The organism is Methylobacterium sp. ap11, assembly GCF_900110515.1.
Classification (GTDB): domain Bacteria; phylum Pseudomonadota; class Alphaproteobacteria; order Rhizobiales; family Beijerinckiaceae; genus Methylobacterium; species Methylobacterium ajmalii.
The window spans coordinates 1-18,982 of sequence record NZ_FOEB01000005.1 but is presented as its reverse complement, the minus strand read 5'-3'; the positions used below and the strand labels follow the sequence as shown (position 1 = coordinate 18,982).

At 70.4% G+C, this 18,982-nt stretch carries 13 protein-coding genes; 9 read left to right on the top strand and 4 right to left on the bottom strand.

Annotated features, from left to right (window positions below; translation table 11 throughout):
* The first annotated feature begins 104 nt into the window (after positions 1-104).
* From BMX97_RS08470 to paaZ, 7 genes are all read left to right on the top strand, one after another.
* Positions 105-1,097 (top strand): LysR family transcriptional regulator, encoded by a 993-nt coding sequence (locus BMX97_RS08470; RefSeq protein ID WP_091748055.1) that lies wholly within the window; start codon positions 105-107, stop codon positions 1,095-1,097.
* Between the two features lie 207 nt (positions 1,098-1,304).
* The gene (locus tag BMX97_RS08465) at positions 1,305-1,592 is read left to right on the top strand and encodes a DUF6489 family protein (RefSeq protein WP_091748052.1); all 288 of its coding nucleotides are present in this window, start codon (positions 1,305-1,307) and stop codon (positions 1,590-1,592) included.
* 229 nt (positions 1,593-1,821) lie between these two features.
* Positions 1,822-4,479, top strand: a complete 2,658-nt coding sequence (gene aceE / locus BMX97_RS08460) for a pyruvate dehydrogenase (acetyl-transferring), homodimeric type (RefSeq protein ID WP_091748049.1) — start codon at positions 1,822-1,824, stop codon at positions 4,477-4,479.
* Positions 4,480-4,827: 348 nt separating this feature from the next.
* A complete protein-coding gene (gene aceF, locus BMX97_RS08455) occupies positions 4,828-6,138 on the top strand; it encodes a dihydrolipoyllysine-residue acetyltransferase (RefSeq protein WP_091748046.1) in 1,311 nt (436 codons plus the stop codon).
* A 25-nt stretch (positions 6,139-6,163) separates the two neighbouring features.
* The gene (gene lpdA, locus BMX97_RS08450; protein WP_091748043.1) at positions 6,164-7,996 is read left to right on the top strand and encodes a dihydrolipoyl dehydrogenase; all 1,833 of its coding nucleotides are present in this window, start codon (positions 6,164-6,166) and stop codon (positions 7,994-7,996) included.
* Positions 7,997-8,437: 441 nt separating this feature from the next.
* Positions 8,438-10,714 carry an NADP-dependent malic enzyme gene (locus tag BMX97_RS08445; protein ID WP_091748040.1) on the top strand — a complete coding sequence of 759 codons (2,277 nt, stop codon included), beginning with the start codon at positions 8,438-8,440 and terminating at the stop codon, positions 10,712-10,714.
* Between the two features lie 149 nt (positions 10,715-10,863).
* Positions 10,864-12,894 carry a phenylacetic acid degradation bifunctional protein PaaZ gene (gene paaZ, locus BMX97_RS08440; RefSeq protein ID WP_091748037.1) on the top strand — a complete coding sequence of 677 codons (2,031 nt, stop codon included), beginning with the start codon at positions 10,864-10,866 and terminating at the stop codon, positions 12,892-12,894.
* A gap of 297 nt (positions 12,895-13,191) precedes the next feature.
* Here paaZ and BMX97_RS08435 read toward each other — a convergent pair whose 3' ends face one another.
* From BMX97_RS08435 to BMX97_RS08420, 4 genes are all read right to left on the bottom strand, one after another.
* Positions 13,192-14,433: an NAD(P)/FAD-dependent oxidoreductase gene (locus tag BMX97_RS08435; protein WP_244538341.1), complete on the bottom strand. Its 1,242-nt coding sequence runs from the start codon at positions 14,431-14,433 to the stop codon at positions 13,192-13,194.
* Between the two features lie 10 nt (positions 14,434-14,443).
* The gene (locus BMX97_RS08430) at positions 14,444-15,340 is read right to left on the bottom strand and encodes a dihydrodipicolinate synthase family protein (RefSeq protein WP_091748030.1); all 897 of its coding nucleotides are present in this window, start codon (positions 15,338-15,340) and stop codon (positions 14,444-14,446) included.
* Between the two features lie 129 nt (positions 15,341-15,469).
* Positions 15,470-16,177, bottom strand: a complete 708-nt coding sequence (locus tag BMX97_RS08425; protein ID WP_091748027.1) for a GntR family transcriptional regulator — start codon at positions 16,175-16,177, stop codon at positions 15,470-15,472.
* Between the two features lie 61 nt (positions 16,178-16,238).
* The gene (locus BMX97_RS08420; RefSeq protein ID WP_091748024.1) at positions 16,239-16,790 is read right to left on the bottom strand and encodes a cupin domain-containing protein; all 552 of its coding nucleotides are present in this window, start codon (positions 16,788-16,790) and stop codon (positions 16,239-16,241) included.
* A gap of 152 nt (positions 16,791-16,942) precedes the next feature.
* Here BMX97_RS08420 and BMX97_RS08415 point away from each other — a divergent pair, with 152 nt between their 5' ends.
* Both BMX97_RS08415 and BMX97_RS08410 read left to right on the top strand, forming a co-directional pair.
* Entirely contained in the window at positions 16,943-18,274 is a 1,332-nt protein-coding gene (locus BMX97_RS08415) for an omega-aminotransferase AptA (RefSeq protein WP_091748020.1), read from the top strand.
* Positions 18,275-18,486: 212 nt separating this feature from the next.
* Positions 18,487-18,982 (top strand): aldehyde dehydrogenase family protein (locus BMX97_RS08410; protein WP_143074581.1); only part of this gene is annotated, 496 nt, incomplete at its 3' end.

Here is an 18,982-nt window from a genome sequence, read left to right as displayed (position 1 = left end):
GGCGGGACGGATAAGCCGGGCCGCCTTGCGATGACGACAATCTAGGACTTGCCTTCGAGGCCCAAAATAGAAACAGTCGAAACCCATCGTTTCCGGACGCGCCCATGCCGCTGCCCGATTTCGAGGCCTGGGCGATCTTCGCCCGTGTGGCGCAGACCGCCTCGTTCTCCCGCGCCGCCGCCGAGCTCGGCCTGTCCAAGGCCACGGTGTCGAAGGCGGTGAGCCGGCTCGAGCGCCGCCTCGGCGCCGCCCTCCTGCACCGCACGTCGCGGCGGCTCGCCCTCACCGAGGCCGGGCGCCTCGCCCTCGACGGCGCCGCCCGCATCCTGGCGGCCGGCGAGTCGGCGGAGGCCGAGGCGATGGCGCAGTCCGCCTCGCCCCGCGGCCTGGTGCGGATGGCGGCCCCGATGTCGTTCGGCCTCGCCCACGTCGCGCCGCTCCTGCCCGACTTCCTCGCCGCGCATCCGGAGGTCGCGGTCGACCTGCACCTGAGCGACGCGCAGGTCGACCTCGTCGGCGACGGCTTCGACCTCGGGCTGCGCATCGCGGCGCTCGCCGATTCGAGCCTGCGCCTGCGCCGCCTCTGCGCCGTCGGCCGCTCGCTGGTGGCGGCGCCCGCCTATCTCGACCGGGCCGGGCGGCCGGCGCATCCGCGCGACCTCGCCGGCCATGCCTGCCTCGGCTACGCCTACCTGCCGAACCCGGAGCGCTGGCACTTCCGCGACGCGGCCGGCACCGAGGCGACGGTGACGCCCGCCGGGCGGCTGCGGGCGAACAACGCCGATGCGCTCACACCGGCCTTGCGCGCCGGGCTGGGGCTCGCGGTGCAGCCGGACTTCCTGGTCTGGGACGACCTGCGCGCCGGGCGGCTCGAACGGGTGATGCCGGACTGGTCGCCGCCGCCGGTCGGGCTCAACCTCCTGATGCCGCCGGGCGCGGCCCGCCCGGCCCGCGTCACCGCCCTGGTGACGTTCCTCGAGCGCCGGCTCGCCGCGGCGCCCTGGGCGAGCGAGGCGGGCCGCAGCGAGACCGGGACGGAGGCCGGGACGAGCGGGATCGCGGCAAGCGGGACCGGTGACAGAATCATCGGCACGTAACAATGTGGCTTTACAAGGCCGCCGGAATGGCCGAGGGGGCGCATACGACCTTCGTCGTAGGAGGCTGTCGGCCGCGCGAGACGCGGCAGCGATGCTGCGTGCTAGACTAGGCCCTTGATTTCAAGGCATTTTTTTCGCCTCGCCCGGTTCCCAGCCGCAGCAAAAGGTGCTCTAAGCTTCGATCGGGGACCGAGAGGAAAGACAACAATGAAGTTCCGCGTCGAGGTCGATTGCACCCCGGTCGAGGCCCGCCAGTTCGTTGGTCTTCCCAACGTCGAGCCGCTGCAGGCGGCGGTGATGGCCGAGGTCGAACGGCGCATGATGGCCGAGATGGACCGCTTCTCGCCCGACGCGATCATGCGCAGCTGGTTCACGGTGTTTCCCCAGAACGCGGACCAGATGCAGACCATGTTCCTCAAGATGTTCCAGCAGGGTTTCGGCGGGACCGCGTCGCCGCCGGCCAAGCCGGACTCTCGCCCCAAATCGGAAACCTGAGCACCGGGCCCTCGCGTTCGGTCTCCTGATTTCGCCGGACCGGAGGCGGTTCCGGATTTCCGCACTGCAGCAATACGCAAGGTGCGGATGATCGGAACCCGCCTCTCCACCAGGTAAGCTAAACCCTTGCAATGCCAGACGAGTTGCGAAAGCATGGCGGTGGCACGAAGAATGCTGACGCCTGCGGCAGCTCGACTCGCCGATCGAGTATGACCCTAGGGAGGACAACGTGGAACGCAGTCGCGATCTCGACCCGGTCGAGACCCAGGAGTGGCTCGACTCGCTCGACGGCGTGCTGGAGGTCGAGGGCCCGGACCGGGCGCACTTCCTCATCGAGCAGGTCATCGAGGGCGCCCGCAAGAAGGGCGCGCCGGTCCCGTACTCGGCCAACACCGCCTATCTGAACACGATCCCGGCCGACAAGCAGCCCCCCCATCCGGGTGACAGGGCGATCGAGCACCGGATCCGCTCGGCGATCCGCTGGAACGCCATCGCGATCATCCTGCGCAACAACAAGGACTCGTCGGAGCTGGGCGGCCACATCGCCAGCTTCCAGTCGGCGGCCACCCTGTACGACACCGGCTTCATGCATTTCTGGCACGGGGCCGAGGGGGAGCGCGGCGGCGACCTGATCTACGTCCAGGGCCATTCCTCGCCGGGCATCTACGCCCGCGCCTACCTGGAAGGCCGCCTGACCGAGGAGCAGATGCTGAGCTTCCGCCAGGAAGTCGGCGGCAAGGGCCTCTCGTCCTACCCGCATCCCTGGCTGATGCCGGACTTCTGGCAGTTCCCGACCGTCTCGATGGGCTTAGGCCCCCTGATGGCGATCTACCAGGCGCGCTACCTGCGCTACCTGCACCATCGCGGCCTCGCCAACACCGACGGCCGCAAGGTGTGGGCCTTCATGGGCGACGGCGAGATGGACGAGCCGGAGTCCCTCGGCGCGATCTCGCTCGCCTCGCGCGAGAAGCTCGACAACCTGGTCTTCGTCATCAACTGCAACCTGCAGCGCCTCGACGGCCCGGTGCGCGGCAACGGCAAGATCGTCCAGGAGCTGGAGGCCAACTTCCGCGGCGCCGGCTGGAACGTCATCAAGGTGCTGTGGGGCTCGGGCTGGGACCAGCTGCTGGCCCGCGACACCACCGGCATGCTGGCGCGCCTGATGGAGGAGTGCGTCGACGGCGAGTACCAGGACTTCAAGTCGAAGAACGGCGCCTACATCCGCGAGCACTTCTTCGGGAAGTACCCGGAGACCGCCGCGCTGGTGAAGGACTGGAGCGACGACGACATCTGGCGGCTCACCCGCGGCGGCCACGACCCGAGCAAGGTGTTCGCGGCCTATTCCGCGGCCGTGAAGCACAAGGGCCAGCCGACCCTCATCCTCGCCAAGACCGTCAAGGGCTACGGCATGGGCGAGGCCGGTGAGGCCCAGAACATCACCCATCAGCAGAAGAAGATGGGCGAGGCGGTGCTCAAGCAGTTCCGCGACCGCTTCGGCATCGACCTCAACGACGAGCAGATCGCCGAGATCCCGTTCATCCGCTTCCCCGAGGGGTCGCCGGAGCACACCTACCTGATGGAGCGCCGCAAGGCGCTCGGCGGTCCGCTGCCGGCCCGGCGCGCGAAGTCCCAGGCGCTGCAGGTGCCGCCGCTCGACGCCTTCTCGGCCCAGCTGAAGGAGACCGCGGGCCGCGAGATCTCCACCACCATGGCGTTCGTGCGGGTGCTCAACACGCTCCTGCGCGACAAGAACATCGGCAACCGCATCGTGCCGATCGTGCCCGACGAGAGCCGGACCTTCGGCATGGAGGGCATGTTCCGGCAATTCGGCATCTTCAGCCAGGTCGGCCAGCTCTACCGGCCGGAAGACGCCAACCAGCTGATGTACTACCGCGAGGACGAGAAGGGCCAGATGCTCCAGGAGGGCATCAACGAGGCCGGGGCGATGTCGTCCTGGATCGCGGCCGCGACCTCGTACTCGCATTCCGACGCGCCGACGATCCCGTTCTACATCTACTACTCGATGTTCGGGTTCCAGCGCATCGGCGACCTGGCCTGGGCCGCCGGCGACATGCGCGCCCGCGGCTTCATGATCGGCGGCACCGCCGGCCGCACGACCCTGAACGGCGAGGGCCTGCAGCACGAGGACGGCCACAGCCACCTGATCTCGGCCACCATCCCGAACTGCGTCTCCTACGACCCGACCTTCTCGTACGAGGTGGCGGTGATCGTGCAGGACGGCCTGCGCCGGATGTACGCCGAGCAGGAGGACGTGTTCTACTACATCACGGTGATGAACGAGAACTACGAGCATCCCGGCATGCCCGAAGGGGCCGAGGCCGGGATCCTCAAGGGCATGTACCTGTTCCGCGAAGGCAAGGCGGGTGCGGCGAACCGCGTCCAGCTGATGGGCTCGGGCACGATCCTGCGCGAGGTCATCGCCGGGGCCGAGCTTCTGGAGCAGGATTTCGGCATCGCCGCCGACATCTGGTCCTGCCCGAGCTTCACCGAACTGCGCCGCGAGGCGATGGCGGTGGAGCGCTGGAACATGCTCCACCCGACCGAGACGCAGAAGACGTCCCACGTCGAGACCTGCCTGTCGAGCCGCCAGGGCCCGGTGATCGCGGCGACCGACTACATGCGTCTCTTCGCCGACCAGATCCGCCCCTACGTACCGGGCCGCTACAAGGTGCTCGGCACCGACGGCTTCGGCCGCTCGGATTACCGGGTGCGCCTGCGCGAGTTCTTCGAGGTCAACCGCTACTGGGTCGTCGTCGCGGCGCTCAAGAGCCTGGCCGAGGAGGGCGCCGTGCCGGCCGCCAAGGTCGCCGAGGCGATCGCCAAGTACGGGCTGAACCCGGAGAAGCCGGCCCCCTGGACGGTCTGAGCCTGCGAGAGGCGCGAGGCGACCTCTCCCGGACACCCCAGGGGTGTCGGGGAAAGGACAAGGCGCGGGTCCCCCTCTCCCGTGTGGGAGAGGGGCCGGGGGTGAGGGTGACACGCTTCAGCGTGAAGCACCGAACGCGGTGCTGGCAGCGGGACGGTCTGAGCCTGACCCGGAACCGTAGCACCCTCACCCCTACCCCTCTCCCACACGGGAGAGGGAATCCCACGCTTGATTCTGAGAGGGATTTCGCCCGGACGACCCTGCGGATGTCGGGGAGCGGGCAGTCTCGCGCGCCAAAAATGCCATCTGCACAAAGTATCTTAAGCGAATAAACTGGGAGAGTGCGCAGTGTCGATCGAGGTCAAGATCCCGGATATCGGTGATTTCAAGAACATCCCGATCATCGAGATCCTGGTGAAGGAGGGCGACACCATCGGGGCCGAGGACCCGATCGTCTCGCTCGAATCCGACAAGGCGACGATGGAGGTCCCCTCCCCATCGGCCGGCGTGATCGAGAAGATCCTGGTCAAGGTCGGCGACACGGTGAGCGAGGGCAGCCCGGTCCTGCTGCTGAAGGGCGAGTCCGAGGAGAAGGCGCCGGCCGCCGCGGCCGCGGCGACCCCGTCCGCCGGTGCGGCCCCCGCCGCCGACACCGCCGCCCTGATGCCCAAGCAGGAGCCGGATCCGGCCAGGCCCGCCGCTCCCCCGGTCCCGGCCGCTCCCGCCTCCTCGGCCCCGGACTTCTCGAACGTCCATGCGAGCCCCGCGGTGCGGCGCCTCGCCCGCGAGCTCGGCGTCGACCTCAACGGCATCAAGGGCTCCGGCGAGAAGGGCCGGATCACCAAGGAGGACGTGAAGGGCTCGCTGGTGCGCTCCGCCGCGCCCGCACCGGCCGCCGGCAATGCGGTCGCCACCGGCAGCATGGGCATCCCGGAGATCCCGGCGGTCGACTTCTCGAAGTTCGGCCCGACCGAGGTCAAGCCGCTGCCGCGGATCAAGAAGATCTCCGGCCCGCACCTGCACCGCGCCTGGCTCAACGTGCCGCTCGTCACCCATTCGGACGAGTCGGACATCACCGAGACCGACGCCTACCGCAAGGAACTCGACACCGCCGGCAAGGACAAGGGCTACCGCGTCACCCTGCTGTCGTTCCTGATCAAGGCCGCGGTCTCGGCGCTTCGCCAGCACCCGGAGTTCAACTCGTCGCTGAACCCCGAGAAGGACGCGCTGATCCTCAAGAAGTACTACAACATCGGCGTCGCCGTCGACACGCCGGACGGCCTGGTCGTCCCGGTGGTCAAGGATGCCGACCGCAAGGGCATCGTCGAGATCAGCCAGGAACTCGGCTCGCTGTCCAAGAAGGCCCGCGACGGCAAGCTCGGCAGCGGCGACATGCAGGGCGCCACCTTCACGATCTCGTCGCTCGGCGGCATCGGCGGCACCGGCTTCACGCCGCTCGTCAACGCCCCCGAGGTCGCGATCCTGGGCGTCGTGCGCTCCAAGATGGCGCCGGTGTGGAACGGCTCCGAGTTCAAGCCGCGGCTGATGCTGCCGCTCTCGGTCTCCTACGACCACCGCGTGATCGACGGCGCGCTGGCCGCGCGCTTCACCCGCCACCTCGCCCACGTCCTTGAGGACGTCCGGCGCCTCGTCGTCTGACGAAACTCGTAGCGAGGTGATCTAAATGAGCAACGAAGTCCGTCTGCCGGATATCGGCGACTTCAAGAACGTCCCGGTGATCGAGGTGCTGGTCAAGGCCGGCGACACGATCGCGGTCGACGACACCATCGTCGTCCTGGAATCCGACAAGGCGACCATGGACGTCCCCTCCTCCGTGGCCGGCACGGTCAAGGAGGTGAAGATCAAGCCGGGTGACGCGGTCACGCAGGGCGACCTGCTGCTGGTGCTGGAGGGCGTCGCTGCCGGCGCCGCGCCGGCCAAGCCCGAGGTCGCCGAGAAGGCGGCCCCGGCGGCCTCCGCCGGCGGTTCGCCGCTCGCGGCGGGTGCGGGCCAGGCGGGCTACGGCTCGCCCGCCACCGCCGGCGGCCAGGGTGTCTCCGCGGCCCCGGCCCCGAAGGGCGCCGCCCCGGTCTCCGGCGAAGAGATGCGGGCCGAGGTGCTGGTGCTCGGCGCCGGCCCCGGCGGCTACACGGCGGCGTTCCGCGCCGCCGATCTCGGCAAGAAGGTCGTGTTGGTCGAGCGCTGGCCGAGCCTCGGCGGGGTCTGCCTCAACGTCGGCTGCATCCCCTCGAAGGCGCTCCTCCACGCCGCCAAGGTGATCGACGAGAGCCAGGCGATGGCCTCGCACGGCATCAGCTTCGCCGCACCGCAGATCGACATCGATCAGTTGCGGAGTTGGAAGGAGGGCGTGGTCAAGCGCCTGACCGGCGGCCTCGGGGGTCTCGCCAAGCAGCGCAAGGTGACGGTGGTCACCGGCACCGCCCGCTTCGTCAGCCCGCACCAGATCGAGGTCGAGCACGAGGGCAAGAAGACGGTCATCGGCTTCGACAACGCGGTCATCGCGGCCGGCTCCGAGCCGATCAAGATGCCGTTCATCCCGCATGACGACCCGCGGGTGATCGACTCGACCGGGGCGCTCGAACTCGACGGGGTGCCCAAGCGCCTGCTGGTGATCGGCGGCGGCATCATCGGCCTCGAGATGGCGACGGTCTACCACGCGCTCGGGTCCAAGGTGACCATCGTCGAGCTGATGGACCAGATCATCCCGGGCGCCGACAAGGACATCGTCACCCCGCTCTTCAAGCGGATCTCGAAGCAGTACGAGGCGATCCACCTCAAGGCCAAGGTCACCGCCGTCGAGGCGACCCCCGAGGGCCTCAAGGTGACGTTCGAGGGCGGCTCGGCGCCGGCCACCGACACCTTCGACAAGATCCTGGTCTCGGTCGGCCGCCGTCCCAACGGCAAGCTGATCGGCGCCGAGGCCGCCGGCGTCGCGGTGGACGAGCAGGGCTTCATCCCGGTCGACAAGCAGATGCGCACGACCGCGCCCCACATCTTCGCCATCGGCGACGTGGTCGGCCAGCCGATGCTCGCCCACAAGGCGGTGCACGAGGGCAAGGTCGCGGCGGAAGCGGCCGCCGGCAAGAACTCGTTCTTCGACGCCAAGGTGATCCCGTCGGTGGCCTACACCGATCCGGAAGTGGCCTGGGTCGGCCTGTCCGAGACCGAGGCCAAGGCCAAGGGCATCAAGGTCGGCAAGGGCGTGTTCCCGTGGGCGGCGAGCGGCCGCTCGCTGTCGCTCGGGCGCGACGAGGGCCTGACCAAGGTGCTGTTCGACGAGGAATCGAACCGCATCGTCGGCTGCGGCATCGTCGGCCCCTCGGCCGGCGACCTGATCGCCGAGGCTGCGCTCGCCATCGAGATGGGGGCGGATGCCGAGGATATCGGGATGACCATCCACCCGCACCCGACCCTGTCGGAGACGGTCGGCATGGCGGCCGAGGCCTTCGAGGGCACCATCACCGACCTCTACATGCCGAAGAAGAAGGCGCATTGAGGTCAGTCTTTGGAGCGGGGCGGCGGCAGTGCCGCCCGCTACCGGATACCCTCAACGACAGTGAGCATTCCCCCTCCCCCCTCTGCGGGGGAGGGTGGCGAGCGTAAGCGAGCCGGGAGAGGGGACGCGGCTTCCGGAAATACCTGAACCGTTCTGACGGGCGTTCCCTGGAACAGCGTCGCGCTACCCCTCTCCCGCCCGGCTCCGCCGGGCACCCTCCCCCGCAGAAGGGGGAGGGAAAGTCTGCGCATCAATTCAATTTCGTCTGCGTCACGCCGGCCTGTTTGACAGGTCTGTAGTTTCGATTCCCCCGCCGACTTCGGCGGGATCACGACCCTAAACTTGAGCGTTGCCATCCCGATCGGTGCCCTCGAACGGCACTGGCCGGGAGACGGCTTGCGCACGCCGCCATCCCGCACGACACATCAGGAGGACACGCCCGTGGACGAGCAATTCGAGAAGGCCGCCCTCGACTACCACCGCTTCCCGACGCCGGGTAAGATCGCGGTGCTGCCGACCAAGGACATGAGCACGCAGCGCGACCTCGCGCTCGCCTACTCGCCGGGCGTGGCCGCCGCCTGCCTCGCCATCGAGAAGGACCCGGCGCAGGCCGCGGAACTCACCTCCCGCGGCAACCTCGTGGCGGTGATCTCGAACGGCACCGCGGTGCTGGGCCTCGGCAACATCGGCGCGCTCGCCGGCAAGCCGGTGATGGAGGGCAAGGGCTGCCTCTTCCGCAAGTTCGCCGGCATCGACGTGTTCGACATCGAGATCGACGAGACCGATCCGGACAAGCTCGTCGACATCATTGCGAGCCTGGAGCCGACCTTCGGCGGCATCAACCTCGAGGACATCAAGGCCCCCGAGTGCTTCGAGATCGAGACCCGCCTGCGTGAGCGGATGAAGATCCCGGTCTTCCACGACGACCAGCACGGCACCGCGATCATCGCGGCGGCTGCGATCCTCAACGGCCTCGAGGTGGTCGGAAAGAAGATCGAGGACGTGCGCGTCGTCTGCTCGGGTGCGGGTGCTGCGGCCATCGCCTGCCTCAACCTGCTCGTCAGCCTCGGCCTCGACAAGGCGAACGTGCTGGTCACCGACAGCCGCGGCGTGATCTACCAGGGCCGCAACAACCTCGACGCTCAGAAGGCGCAGTACGCGCAGGTCACCGAGGCACGCTCGCTCGCCGACGCGGTGCCGGGCGCCGACATCTTCCTCGGCCTCTCCGCCGCCGGCGCGCTGACGCCCGAGATGGTCAAGGGCATGGCCGACAAGCCCCTGATCCTGGCGCTCGCCAACCCCGAGCCGGAGATCCGGCCGGAAGCCGCGAAGGCCGTGCGCCCCGACGCGATCATCGCCACCGGCCGGTCGGACTACCCGAACCAGGTCAACAACGTCCTGTGCTTCCCGTTCATCTTCCGCGGCGCGCTCGACGTCGGCGCGACGACGATCAACGAGGAGATGAAGCTCGCCGCCGTGCGGGCGATCGCCGAATTGGCGCGGGCCGAGCAGTCGGACGTGGTGACGGCGGCCTACGGCACCCAGGACATCGCCTTCGGGCCCGACTACCTGATCCCGCGCCCGTTCGACCCGCGGCTGATCACCAAGGTGGCGCCCGCCGTGGCCCTCGCCGCCACCGAGAGCGGCGTCGCCACGAAGCCGATGCTCGACGTCGAGGCCTATCGCCGCTCGCTCGAGCGCCTCGTCTACACCTCCGGCACGGTGATGCAGCCGGTCTTCGCCGCGGCGACCGAGGCCGGGCGCACCCGCATCGCCTATGCCGAGGGCGAGGACGACCGGGTGCTGCGGGCCGCCCAGGTCGTGGTCGACGAGGGGATCGCCCGTCCGGTCCTGGTCGGCCGCCGCGAGGTCATCGCCGACAAGATGAAGGCGCTGGGGCTTCGCATCGAGGTCGGCCGCGACGTCGACGTGCAGGACCTCGACGACGAGGTGTTCCAGGCCGAGGCGACCGAGGGCTACTACGCCCTGCGCAAGCGCCACGGCCTGTCGCGCGGGGTGGCGCTCGCCGAGACGCGGCGCAACCCGACCGTGATCGGGGCGATGCTCCTGCAGCTCGGCAAGGTCCAGGGGCTGCTCTGCGGCGGCACCGGCTCCTACCACAGCCACCTGCGCCACGTGCGCGAGGTGATCGGCATGGCGCCGAAGGTGCGGGCGCTCGCCGCCATGAGCCTGCTGCAGCTGCCGCGCCACACGCTGTTCATCTGCGACCCCTACATCCACCTCGACCCGGCCTCGGACGAGATCGCCGACATGACGCTGCTGGCGGCGGCCGAGATGCGCCGCTTCGGCCAGACCCCGCGGGTGGCGCTCGTCTCGCATTCGAGCTTCGGCACCGCCCGCAACCCCTCCGCGTCCAAGATGCGCGAGGCGCTGCGGCTGATCACCGAGCGCGAGCCCGACCTCGAGGTCGAGGGCGAGATGCAGGCCGACGCGGCGCTGAGCCGGCCGCTGATGGAGCGGGTGTTTCCGGAATCGCGCCTCACCGGGGAGGCCAACCTTCTGGTGATGCCGAACCTGGACGCCGCCAACATCACCCTCAACGCCCTCAAGGTGGTGGCCGGCCAGGGCATCAGCGTCGGGCCGATCCTGCTGGGTGCGGCCGCCCCGGTCCACATCCTCACCCACACCACCACGGTGCGCGGCATCGTCAACATGACGGCGGTGACCGCGGTGGCCGCGGCCGCGCGGGCGGGCTGAGCGACGAGCCGGCCGCCGGGCGACGTCCCGGCGGCCTGCCTCCCGAAGAGATCCGCCTCCCGCCGACGCCTCCCGCCGACTCCTCCGTCGCCCGCTTGACCAACCGGCCGGTCGGTCAATAATGGGCGCCAACGAACAGGAGGGACGCCATGCGGCTGGAGAGCTACGTCCAGGGGCGCTGGATCGCGCCGGGGGGAGACTGGGCCGGCATCCGCAGCGCCGTGACCGGCGCGGTGGTGGCCGAGGTCGCGGGCGGCGGGCTCGCGATGGGCGAGGTGCTGGACCATGCCCGCCGGGTCGGCGGTCCTGCCCTGCGCCGCCTCACCTTCCACCAGCGCGCCGAGATGCTGAAGCGGCTCGCCACCTACCTCAACGAGCGCCGCGACGGGCTCTACGCCCTCTCGCACCAGACCGGCGCGACCCGCGCCGACAACCTGATCGACATCGACGGCGGCATCGGGACCCTGTTCGTCTACGCCTCGAAGGGGCGGCGGGAACTCCCGAACGCGACCTTCCTGATCGACGGGGCGGTGGAGCCGCTCTCGCGGGGCGGCAGCTTCGTCGGACGCCACGTGATGACGCCGCGCCACGGCTGCGCCGTCCACATCAACGCCTTCAACTTCCCGTGCTGGGGCCTCCTCGAGAAGCTCGCGCCCGCGATCCTCGCCGGCGTGCCGGTGGTGACGAAGCCCGCCACGATCACGTCCTACGTCGCCCATGCCCTGGTGCGGCTGATCGCCGAATCCGGCATCCTGCCCGACGGCGCGTTGCAATGCGTGGTCGGCCCGACCGGCGACCTGTTCGATCACCTGACCGGCCAGGACGTGGTGTCGTTCACCGGCTCGGCGGACACCGCGCAGCTGCTCCAGCGCCATCCGGTGATCGCCCGCGAGGCGGTGCATTTCGTCGCCGAGCGCGATTCGCTCAACGCCGCGATCCTCGCCCCCGATGCCGGACCGGGCAGCCCGGAATTCGACCTCTACATCAAGGAGGTCGCCAAGGAGATGACCGTCAAGGCCGGGCAGAAATGCACGGCGATCCGCCGGGCGCTGGCGCCCCGCGCCCACGTCCCGGCGGTGATCGAGGCGCTGCAGCGGCGCCTGGCGTCGGTGCGGATCGGCGACCCCGCCCTCGACGGCGTGCGGATGGGGCCAGTGGTCGGCCTTTCGCAGCGCCGCGACGTGCTCGCCCGGGTCGAGGCCCTCAAGGCGGAGGCCGAGCTGGTCTCCGGCGATCCCGCCCACCTCGTGGTGGAGGGGGCGGATGCCGAGGCCGGCGCCTTCCTGCCGCCGCTGCTCCTGCACTGCGCCGACCCGCTCCGGGCCCGGCAGGTCCATGCGCTGGAAGCCTTCGGCCCGGTCTGCACGGTGATGGGCTATGACGGGCTCGACGAGGCGGCGACGCTCGCCAATCGCGGCGAGGGCAGCCTCGTCGCCTCGCTCTACACCCACGATCCGGCGGCGGCCGCCGAGCTGGTCTTCGGAATCGGCGCCTATCACGGACGCCTCGTCGTCCTCGACCGCGACTGCGCCAAGGAGCAGACCGGCCACGGCTCGCCGATGCCCCACATGATGCATGGCGGCCCCGGCCGGGCCGGCGGCGGCGAGGAACTGGGCGGCGTGCGGGCGCTGCACCACTACCTGCAGCGCACCGCCCTCCAGGGCTCGCCCGCGATGCTGAGCCGGATCACGGGCAGCTGGATCAAGGGCGCGCCGGAAGCGATCCGCCCCGAGCACCCGTTCCGCTGCCACTTCGAGGACCTGGAGATCGGCCGCAGCTTCCACTCGGCCGAGCGGGTCATCACCCTCGAGGATATCGAGCACTTCGCGCACTTCACCGGCGACACCTTCTACGCCCACATGAGCGAGGAGGCGACGAAGGGCCACCCGTTCTTCCCCGGCCGCGTCGCCCACGGCTACCTGCTCCTGTCCTTCGCCGCCGGCCTGTTCGTCGATCCCGATCCGGGCCCGGTGCTGGCCAATTACGGGCTCGACAGCTTGCGCTTCCTCAAGCCGCTCCAGCCCGGCGAGGCGATCCGCGTGCGGCTCACCGCCAAGGAGAAGGCGCCCCGCAACGCGCAGTACGGCGAGGTGCGCTGGGACGTGGAGATCCAGACGGCCGCCGGCGAGACGGCGGCGACCTACGAGCTCTTGACGATGAACGCGATGCGGGGGGCGTGAGCGGGGCGCCTGAATCCTTCCCCTCCGCGCAGGGCTGTCAGGGGGAATGAAGGGCGCGGGTTTCCCCCTCCCCCTCTGCGGGGGAGGGTGACCGGCGGAGCCGGGCGGGAGAGGGGCGGCACGACGCTGATCCAGGGAGCGCCCGTCAGAACGGTTCAGTCTTATCCGGAGGCGGCATCCCCTCTCCCGGCCCCTGCTGACGCAGGAGCCACCCTCCCCGCAGAGGGGGGAGGGACTAACCTGTGCCGTTTTTCCCCGGACAGCCCTGCCGTAGAGCGGGGATGGTCAGGGCAGGTCTTACCCGAACCGCCCCGCCCGCAGCGCCGCCACATCCACACCGGGCCGACGCCCGGCCAGCAGATCGGCCACGATCCGCCCGGTCCCGGCGCTCTGCGTCAGGCCGAGATGGCCGTGGCCGAAGGCGTAGATCACCCGGGGGCTCGCCCGCGACGGGCCGATCACCGGCAGGCTGTCGGGGAGCGAGGGGCGAAAGCCCATCCATCGACGCCCCCCGTCCGTCCGCAGGCCCGGCAGGAAGGTGGCGGCCTTCTTCAGCATCGCGTCGGCGCGGGCGAAGTTGGGCGGGCGATTCAGGCCCCCGAACTCGACGGCGCCGCCGACCCGGATGCCGGTGGCGAGCGGCGTGACCACGAAGCCGTGGCCGCCGAAGGTGAGCTGTCGGCGCAGGTCGAAGGCGCCGGGCGGCAGCGTAGTGTTGTAGCCGCGCTCGGTGTCGAGCGGCACCCGGTCGCCTAGACGGCGCGCCAGATCCCGCGACCAGGCCCCGGCGGCGAGCACGCAGGCCTCGACCGTGAGCGACATGCCGTCGGCCAGCGTCAGGCGCACGCCCTCGCCCGCGGGCGCGACGTCCCGCACCTCGCCCCGCGTGAGCACGGCGCCCTTCGCCACGACGTCGGCGTGGAGCGCCAGGGCGAAACGGTGCGGATCGTCGACCGTCATCCAGTGGGGCGTGAAGGTGCCGGCGACGAACCGGGGCGACAGGCCGGGCTGCAACTCGGCGAGGCGGGCGCCGCGGACATGCTCGAAGGCGATGCCCTCCCGCTCCCGCGCCGCCCAGCCGGGCGCGGAGGCGGCGAGCTCCGCCTCGCTCTCGTAGAGTTCGAGGTTGCCGTCGCGGCGCAACCGCCCGGCGAGGCCGGCCGCCTCCACCATCGCGGCCATGGCCTCGGAGGCGAGCCGCATCAGGCCGGACTGGACTTGCGTCGCGTGCCGGTGCCGGTCGGGCAGGCTGGCGCGCCAGAAGCGCACGAGCCAGGGCGCGATCCGCGGCAGGTAGGCGGGCGGCAGCGCCAGGGGCCCGAGGGGGTCGAGCACCCAGCGCGGCGCCTTGCGCAGGATGCCCGGCGAGGCGAGCGGCAGCACGTCCGTGAAGGCGAGCGCCCCGGCATTGCCGAGGCTCGCCCCCTCGGCGATGCCGCCGCGCTCGATCAGCCGCACCCGCCAGCCCTCGGCCTGGAGGTGGTGGGCGGTTGCGAGGCCGACGATGCCGGCCCCGACGATGGCGACCTCGCGGGGCAAGGCGGCTCCCTTACGCGGCGAGCTTGAGCGACGGGCGGCGCTCCAGGGCGGTGCGCACGATCGCCTCGACGGCGGCGCGGCGCTCGCCCGAGAGGGGCTTTCGCGGCATGCGGACATGCTCGGTCGAGCCGATCGCCAGCGCCTCGGCGAGCTTGATGTTCTGGACGAGGAAGGTCGAGACGTCGAGGTCGAGGAGCGGGCGGAACCAGCGGTAGATCTCCAGCGCCTCCGCATGGCGCCCCGCCTTCATCAGCCGGTGGATCGCCACGGTCTCGTCGGGGAAGGCGACGACGAGGCCCGCGACCCAGCCGACCGCGCCGACGCTCAGGGCCTCGAAGGCGAGGTTGTCGACGCCGGTCAGCACCGCGAAGCGGTCGCCGAAATGGTTGATGATCTCGGTGGTGCGGCGGATGTCGTCGGAGGATTCCTTGATGGCGACGAAGCGCTTGTCCGCGGCCAGCCGCTCCATGATCGGCACCGTCACGTCGACCCGGTAGGCGACGCGGTTGGAGTAGATCATCACCGGCAGGTCGCCGGCCGCGGCGACCGCGCTCAAGGTCGCGACGGTCTCGTCGGCGTCGGTGTGGTAGATCGGGCTCGGCACCACCATCAGGCCCGAGGCACCGGCCTTGGCGGCGCGCCCCGCGAGCGCGCAGGCCTCGCGGGTGCCGGCCTCGGAGACGGTGAGCAGGACGGGCTTGCCGCCGGCGACCGACCGGGCGGTCTTCAGGACCTCCAGCCGTTCGTCCGGCGACAGCATCGGGCCCTCGCCAAGCGAGCCGCAGACGATGAGGCCGTCGCAGCCGGCCCGCATCTGGAGCGAGAAGCAGCGCTCCATCTCGGCGTGGTCGAGCTCGCCGTCGGCGGTGAACTTGGTGGTGACGGCGGGAATGACGCCTGTCCACATGGGGCTGTTTCCTCTCCAGGCTTGTCGGGCCGCACGATTCGGCACGGATCGCGCGACCACGGCACCACGCACAGGACACCGGCCCTCCGTGGCTCTCGATTCGCAGATTGTATAAAATATGCGTGCGGATCAAGCCGTGGCGGCGGCCGAGCGGCGATAAATCTCGATGAGGGAGCGCCCGGCATGCTCGACATGGATCCGCAGCAGGTTGGCCGCCGCCACGATCTCGCCGGCCTCGCACAGGTCGAGGATGGTGGTGTGCTCCAGGTCGGCGCGGGCGACGTCGCCGGTGACCGAGAGCTGGAGCCGGGTCGGTCGGTCGCAATCCTGGAGCAGGCCGGCGATGATCGACAGCGAGCGCGGCCGGCCGGCATGGCGCAGGAGGCCGAGGTGGAAGCGCCGGTTCAGCTCGCCCCAGGTCTCGACCGTGCCGGCCTTCAGCGCCGCGCCGTACTCGTCGCGCAGGGCGCGCAACTCCGAAAAATCGTCGGGCGTCAGATGGCGGGCGGAGAGGATCAGCAATTGCGGCTCGAGGGAGACGCGAAGCTGAAAGATGTCCTCGACCTCCTCGATCGACAGGCCCGAGACCACCGCGCCGCGATGCGGCACGATCTTGACGAGGCCGCCGGCCTCCAGCTGCAGCAGCGCCTCGCGGATCGGGATCCGGCTGATGCCGAATTCCTCCGCCAGCGCGTCCTGGCGCAGCTGGACGCCCGGCGCGAGGGCACCCGAGAGGATGCGCTGGCGCAACGCCTCGGCCACCGCCGCCGAGACCGTCCGGTGGCCGAGCCCCCCGGCGACGGATCGGGCTCCGCGCACGCGTTCCGTCACGGCCATGCTTCCCACTCCACCGATTCACTCGAACGCATATTGTATACGATATGGGCCCGCAAGGCGGTCAGAAGGTTGGCGGCGTGCAGGCGCTGACCACCTCGCAGGGGTTCGGCCCGATGCAGCGGAAGCGGTGGGGCCGGCGGCTGGAGAAGTAGTAGGCGTCGCCCGGCCCGAGCACCCGGCGCTCGTCGTCCACCGTCACCTCGAGCCTCCCCGAGAGCACGATGCCGCCCTCCTCGCCGTCATGGACCAGCGGCACCCGGCCGGTATCGGAGCCCGGCTCGTAGCGCTCCTTGAGCAACTGCAGGGCGCGGCCGAACAGGTTGTCGCCGACCTGGCGGTAGGAGATCCGGCCTTTGCCGATCTCGACCAGCTCCTCGCTGGCGTAGAACGCCTTCTCGGTCCCCTCCGGGGTCAGGGAGAAGAACTCGGCGAGCCCGATCGGCACCGCGTCGAGGATGCGCTTGAGGGCGCCGACCGACGGGTTGGTCTGGCCCGATTCGATCAGCGAGATGGTGGAGTTCACCACCCCGGCGCGCTTGGCGAGCGCGCGCTGCGACAGGCCGTGCAGGATGCGCACGTGGCGCAGGCGCGCGCCCACCTCGTCGTTGGTCACGCCGTCTCCCCTGTTGAGGCTGTTGCGGATCGGGCAACACTCTACCGCGCCGGCCCATGAGGGCAAGGGGTTGGCGCAGGGCAGAAAAGGACTTGTTGCCGTTGCCGGAACGGTCTTGTCTTGCGGCGACCGCGCCCCAGGAGAACCCCGCCATGAACGCCCATCCGCCGCGCCTCAACCGCCCGAGCCTCGACGCCTACTGGATGCCGTTCACGGCCAACCGCCAGTTCAAGGCCGCCCCGCGCCTCCTCGTCTCGGCCGAAGGCATGCACTACACGACCGACGACGGGCGCGAGGTCCTCGACGGCACCGCCGGCCTGTGGTGCGTCAATGCCGGCCACGGCCGCCGCCGCATCGCCGAGGCCGTCGAGCGCCAGCTCTCGACCCTCGACTACGCGCCCTCGTTCCAGATGGGCCACCCGATCGCCTTCGAGTTCGCCGAGCGCCTCGCCGCCATCGCCCCGGGCGGCGTCCTCGACCGGGTGTTCTTCACCGGCTCGGGCTCGGAATCGGTCGATACCGCGCTCAAGATCGCGCTCGCCTACCAGCGCGCCATCGGCCAGGGCACCCGGACCCGGGTGATCGGGCGCGAGCGCGGCTATCACGGCGTCGGCTTCGGCGGCATCTCGGTCGGGGGGCTGGTCAACAACCGCCGGATGTTCCCGCTGCTGCCCGGCGTCGACCACCTGCGCCACACCCACGACTTGTCCCGCAACGCCTTCGTGCAGGGCCAGCCCGAGCACGGCGCGGAGCTTGCCGACGACCTCGAGCGGCTGGTGGCCCTGCACGGCGCCGAGACCATCGCGGCCGTCATCGTCGAGCCGGTGGCGGGCTCGACCGGCGTGCTGGTGCCGCCGAAGGGCTACCTGGAGCGCCTGCGCGAGATCGCGACGAAGCACGGCATCCTGCTGATCTTCGACGAGGTCATCACCGGCTTCGGCCGCCTCGGCGCGCCCTTCGCCACCGACTATTTCGGCGTGACGCCGGACCTCATCACCACCGCCAAGGGCCTCACCAACGGCACGATCCCGATGGGCGCGGTCTTCGCCACCCGGGCCGTCCACGACGCGCTGATGCACGGGCCGGAGGGCGCGATCGAGCTCTTCCACGGCTACACCTATTCGGGCCACCCGGTCGCCTGCGCGGCCGGCCTCGCCACCCTGGAGATCTACGAGGAGGAAGGCCTCCTCACCCGCACGAACCAGGTCCAGGCCCAGTGGCACGCGGCGATGCATGCCCTGCGCGACCGCCCGAACGTGATCGACATCCGCACCATCGGCCTCATCGCCGGCATCGAGCTGGAGCCGCGGGCGGGCAAGCCGGGCGCGCGGGCCTACGACGTCTTCACCGACTGCTTCGAGAAGGGCCTGCTCATCCGCGTCACCGGCGACATCATCGCCCTGTCGCCGCCGCTGATCGCGGAAGCGGAGCACATCGACACCATGGCGTCGATGCTGGGCGAGGCCCTGCGCCGGGCGGCGTAAGCATCCACCCTATCGGGCATCGACAGCCTCCTCGTCGATAGAGGCGGTGCCGCGAGCGCCTCTTCTCCCACACCGCAACCTCGTCCTGAGATGTCGGTCCATCGATGATGGACCAACATCTCAGGACGAGTTCGTGGGTGGGGTGAGGCATGCCGCGCGGATCAACGCATCGAAATCCTCGTCATCCTCGCATCCGGACTATCGAAGACACCATGAACACCATCGGACACTTCGTCGGCGGCAGCCAGGTTGCCGGCCGCTCGGGCCGCACCGCGCCGGTCTTCAACCCGGCCACCGGCGAGCAGTCGGGCACCGTCGCCCTGGCTGGCACCGACGAGGTCGGGGCCGCCGTGGCGGCCGCCCGCGCCGCCTTCCCGGCCTGGGCCGCCACCCCGCCGCTGCGCCGCGCCCGCATCCTCAACAAGTTCCTGCGCATCCTCGAGGATCGCATCGACGAACTCGCCGCCGTCATCACCGCCGAGCACGGCAAGGTCCTCTCCGACGCCAAGGGCGAGATCCAGCGCGGCATGGAGGTGGTCGAGTTCGCCACCGGCGCCCTCTTGTTCCTCAAGGGCGAGATCACCGAGAACGTCGGCACCCGCGTCGACAGCAGCGCGATCCGCCAGCCCCTCGGGGTGGTCGCCGGCATCACGCCGTTCAACTTCCCCGCCATGGTGCCGATGTGGATGTTCCCCGTCGCGCTCGCCT

Coding starts and splice junctions, on each gene's coding strand:
- BMX97_RS08415 (WP_091748020.1), top strand. CDS start 16,943: ATGAACGCCCATCCGCCGCGCCTCAACCGCCCGAGCCTCGACGCCTAC.
- lpdA (WP_091748043.1), top strand. CDS start 6,164: ATGAGCAACGAAGTCCGTCTGCCGGATATCGGCGACTTCAAGAACGTC.
- BMX97_RS08470 (WP_091748055.1), top strand. CDS start 105: ATGCCGCTGCCCGATTTCGAGGCCTGGGCGATCTTCGCCCGTGTGGCG.
- paaZ (WP_091748037.1), top strand. CDS start 10,864: ATGCGGCTGGAGAGCTACGTCCAGGGGCGCTGGATCGCGCCGGGGGGA.
- BMX97_RS08430 (WP_091748030.1), bottom strand. CDS start 15,340: ATGTGGACAGGCGTCATTCCCGCCGTCACCACCAAGTTCACCGCCGAC.
- BMX97_RS08425 (WP_091748027.1), bottom strand. CDS start 16,177: ATGGCCGTGACGGAACGCGTGCGCGGAGCCCGATCCGTCGCCGGGGGG.
- BMX97_RS08465 (WP_091748052.1), top strand. CDS start 1,305: ATGAAGTTCCGCGTCGAGGTCGATTGCACCCCGGTCGAGGCCCGCCAG.